The organism is Bradyrhizobium sp. SRS-191 (assembly GCF_024586915.1).
In the GTDB taxonomy this organism is placed as follows: domain Bacteria; phylum Pseudomonadota; class Alphaproteobacteria; order Rhizobiales; family Xanthobacteraceae; genus Bradyrhizobium.
Genome location: NZ_JANBVS010000046.1, coordinates 1 through 2,894, shown reverse-complemented (window position 1 = coordinate 2,894; position 2,894 = coordinate 1). Strand labels below are relative to the sequence as shown.

The 2,894-nt window shown below is 64.0% G+C and carries 5 protein-coding genes; all 5 read left to right on the top strand.

All coding sequences use genetic code 11. The features are described from left to right. On the top strand, window positions 1–382 hold a 382-nt coding region (locus NLR35_RS33650; protein WP_257170842.1), incomplete at its 5' end, for a ClpXP protease specificity-enhancing factor SspB. 89 nt (window positions 383–471) lie between these two features. Then, the gene (gene fumC / locus NLR35_RS33645; RefSeq protein WP_374940879.1) at window positions 472–1,893 is read left to right on the top strand and encodes a class II fumarate hydratase; all 1,422 of its coding nucleotides are present in this window, start codon (window positions 472–474) and stop codon (window positions 1,891–1,893) included. Window positions 1,894–2,163: 270 nt separating this feature from the next. Then, window positions 2,164–2,352 carry a DUF4169 family protein gene (locus tag NLR35_RS33640; RefSeq protein WP_257170840.1) on the top strand — a complete coding sequence of 63 codons (189 nt, stop codon included), beginning with the start codon at window positions 2,164–2,166 and terminating at the stop codon, window positions 2,350–2,352. After that, window positions 2,349–2,600, top strand: coding sequence for a ribbon-helix-helix domain-containing protein (locus tag NLR35_RS33635; protein WP_257170839.1), 252 nt, complete (start codon window positions 2,349–2,351; stop codon window positions 2,598–2,600). The genes NLR35_RS33640 and NLR35_RS33635 overlap by 4 nt, the downstream gene beginning before the upstream one ends. Before the next feature lie 117 nt (window positions 2,601–2,717). Further along, the coding region (locus NLR35_RS33630) for a ferrous iron transport protein A (RefSeq protein ID WP_257170843.1) at window positions 2,718–2,894 on the top strand (177 nt) is incomplete at its 3' end.

Genomic DNA, 2,894 nt, shown 5'->3' with positions numbered 1-2,894 from the left:
CGAAGGCGTGAAACTGTCGCCGCGGCTCCTGGCGCAATATCCGGAAGAGATGACGATCATTCTCCAGCACCAGTTCTGGGACCTGACCGTGCTCGAGGATCGCTTCGAGGTCGGCCTGTCCTTCGGCGGAATTCCGGAGCGGCTGATCGTTCCGTTCAGCGCCATCAAGAGCTTCCTTGATCCGTCCGTGAAATTCGGCCTTCAATTCGACACCTCGGACGTCACCGAAGTCGCGTCCGAGACTTTGCCCGCCGCTCCGGCACCTACGGCTGTTGCCGTGCCGGCACCGGCCGCCGAAACGACCGAGGCGAGCGAAGACCCGACCCCGCCGAGCCAGGGCGGCGCGGAGGTCGTGCGGCTCGATCGATTCCGCAAGAAATGATCTAGTCTGAAGGCCAAGACGGTCGCGCCGGCGCGACAGCCTCTATAGATGAGCACATGAAGAGACCGCGCGACATCGTGCGCGGCAGAATGGATGTGCTCATGGCCAAAGCTCCCTCACGCCCTGCCACCCGGATCGAGACCGACAGCTTCGGTCCGATCGAGGTTCCCGCGGACCGCTATTGGGGCGCGCAGACCGAGCGCTCGCGGCAGAATTTCCGCATCGGGCAGGACCGCATGCCGATCGCGCTCGTGCATGCGCTTGGCATCGTCAAGCTCGCCGCCGCGCAATCCAATCGCGAACTCGGCCTGCTCGACCAGCGCCGGGCGGGCGCCATCATCCGCGCCGCGCGCGAGGTGATCGAGGGCAAGCTTGACGATCACTTCCCGCTGGTGGTGTGGCAGACCGGCTCCGGCACCCAGAGCAACATGAACCTCAACGAGGTGATCGCCAACCGCGCCAACGAGCTGCTCGGCGGCGAACTTGGCGCCAAGAAGCCGGTGCATCCCAACGATCACGTCAACATGAGCCAGTCGTCGAACGACAGCTTTCCGACCGCGATGCATATCGCGGCTGCGAGCCGCATCAACGCCGATCTCGTCCCTGCCCTCGCCGAGTTGCTCCGCGCGCTGCGCAAAAAGGAGAAGGCGTTCGCGAAGATCGTCAAGATCGGCCGCACCCACACCCAGGACGCGACGCCCCTGACGCTCGGCCAGGAGTTCTCAGGCTACGCCGCGCAGGTCGAGAGCGGCATCGCCCGGCTCAAGATCGCGGTGAAGGAGCTCTATCCGCTGGCGCAGGGCGGCACCGCGGTGGGCACCGGACTCAATTCGAAACCGCGCTTTGCAAAACTGTTCGCCAAGCACGTCGCCACCATCACGAAACTGCCCTTCACCAGCGCCGCCAACAAATTCGAGGCGCTGGCGTCCAACGACGCCTATGTGCTGGCGCACGGCGCCATCAATTCCGTCGCCACAGGCCTGTTCAAGATCGCCAACGACATCCGCCTGCTCGGGTCGGGCCCGCGCTCGGGGCTCGGCGAACTGATCCTGCCGGAGAACGAGCCGGGATCCTCGATCATGCCGGGCAAGGTCAATCCGACCCAATGCGAGGCGATGACCATGGTGTGCTGCCAGGTGTTCGGCAATCACACCGCGATCACGGTCGCCGGCAGCCAGGGCCATTTCGAGCTCAACGTCTACAAGCCCGTGCTGGCCTACAACATGCTGCACTCGATCCGCCTGATGGCGGATGCGGCGCGCTCCTTCACCGAGCATTGCATCGACGGCATTCGCGCCGACGAGAAGCGGATCGACGAGCTGATGCAGCGCTCGCTGATGCTGGTGACGGCACTGGCGCCGAAGATCGGCTACGACAACGCGGCCAAGGTGGCCAAGACCGCCCACGCCAACGGCACCACGCTGAAACAGGAGGCGCTCCGCCTCGGCCTGGTCTCGTCCGACGAGTTCGACCGCCTGGTGCAGCCGGAGAAGATGACGCGGCCCGGCTGAATTTCGATAACCATCCGTAATGATACGGAGGTGCGCTGGTCACAAATATGGGGCCTGAGGGGCGGGATTTGATTACCGTCAATGTTTGGGTCGCGGGGCGTGGTACGCAGGCCCCCTCCCCATGACGGGGCGTAATTCATCGTTTGATGGCCCGAGCGGCCGGTTGACGAGGACGAGCGAATGGCGATCAAGTCTTTCGGGGCGCAACGAGGCACCCTGTTTCTGAAAGTTTCATCCGGCTTGAAAAGGAGCGGATGATGGAGACGCGGCATGAGGAACGTCATCAACCTGAACCGTTTCAGGAAGCGCGCCGAGCGGGAAGCGTCGGCGAAGCAGGCGGACGCCAACCGGGCGAAGTTCGGCCGCACGAAGGCCGAGCGATCGGCGGAGCAGGCGCAAGCGGACCAGGCGAAGGAGCACCTGGACAGGCATCAGATCGATCGCGAGGAGCAGCCATGAAGTCGCCCGTCGTCAAACGATCGATCGTGGTGGCCGGACACAAGACCAGCGTCAGCCTGGAAGAGGCGTTCTGGAACGGCATGAAGGAGATTTCGGGCCTGCGCAACATGACGCTGTCCGAACTGGTCGGCGAGATCGACGGAAACCGCCAGCAGGGCAATCTGTCCTCGGCGATCCGGCTGTTCGTGCTCGATTACTTCAAGAGCCGCGCCATGGCCGCCCAGCCGGACAAGGTCGCGGCTCAGTAAGCGCCACGGCCTCTTGTCCCAGCGCATCTGTGGAGCCGCACTTTAAAATCGCTCTAAGGTGCAGCTTCAGCCGGCAGGCGCGCTTGACCTCGATGCCCTGCATTGAAAATACAGGGCATGACCGACACCAATGAGACGCGTTCGCATATGCCGCTGGGTCTGGCCCAACGCGGCTATACCGGGGTCATTCAGCACCTGTCCGCCAAGGACGTGGGCTCGGCACTGTCCGACATCGAGCTCGAGAGCCGGCTGATCGAGCTGGGCTTCGTCGAGGGCGCCCGGGTCGAGGTCCTG

What these genes read in the sequence shown, in the direction of transcription:
- fumC (WP_374940879.1), top strand. Translation starts at nt 472, where the DNA reads ATGGATGTGCTCATGGCCAAAGCTCCCTCACGCCCTGCCACCCGGATC.
- NLR35_RS33640 (WP_257170840.1), top strand. Translation starts at nt 2,164, where the DNA reads ATGAGGAACGTCATCAACCTGAACCGTTTCAGGAAGCGCGCCGAGCGG.
- NLR35_RS33635 (WP_257170839.1), top strand. Translation starts at nt 2,349, where the DNA reads ATGAAGTCGCCCGTCGTCAAACGATCGATCGTGGTGGCCGGACACAAG.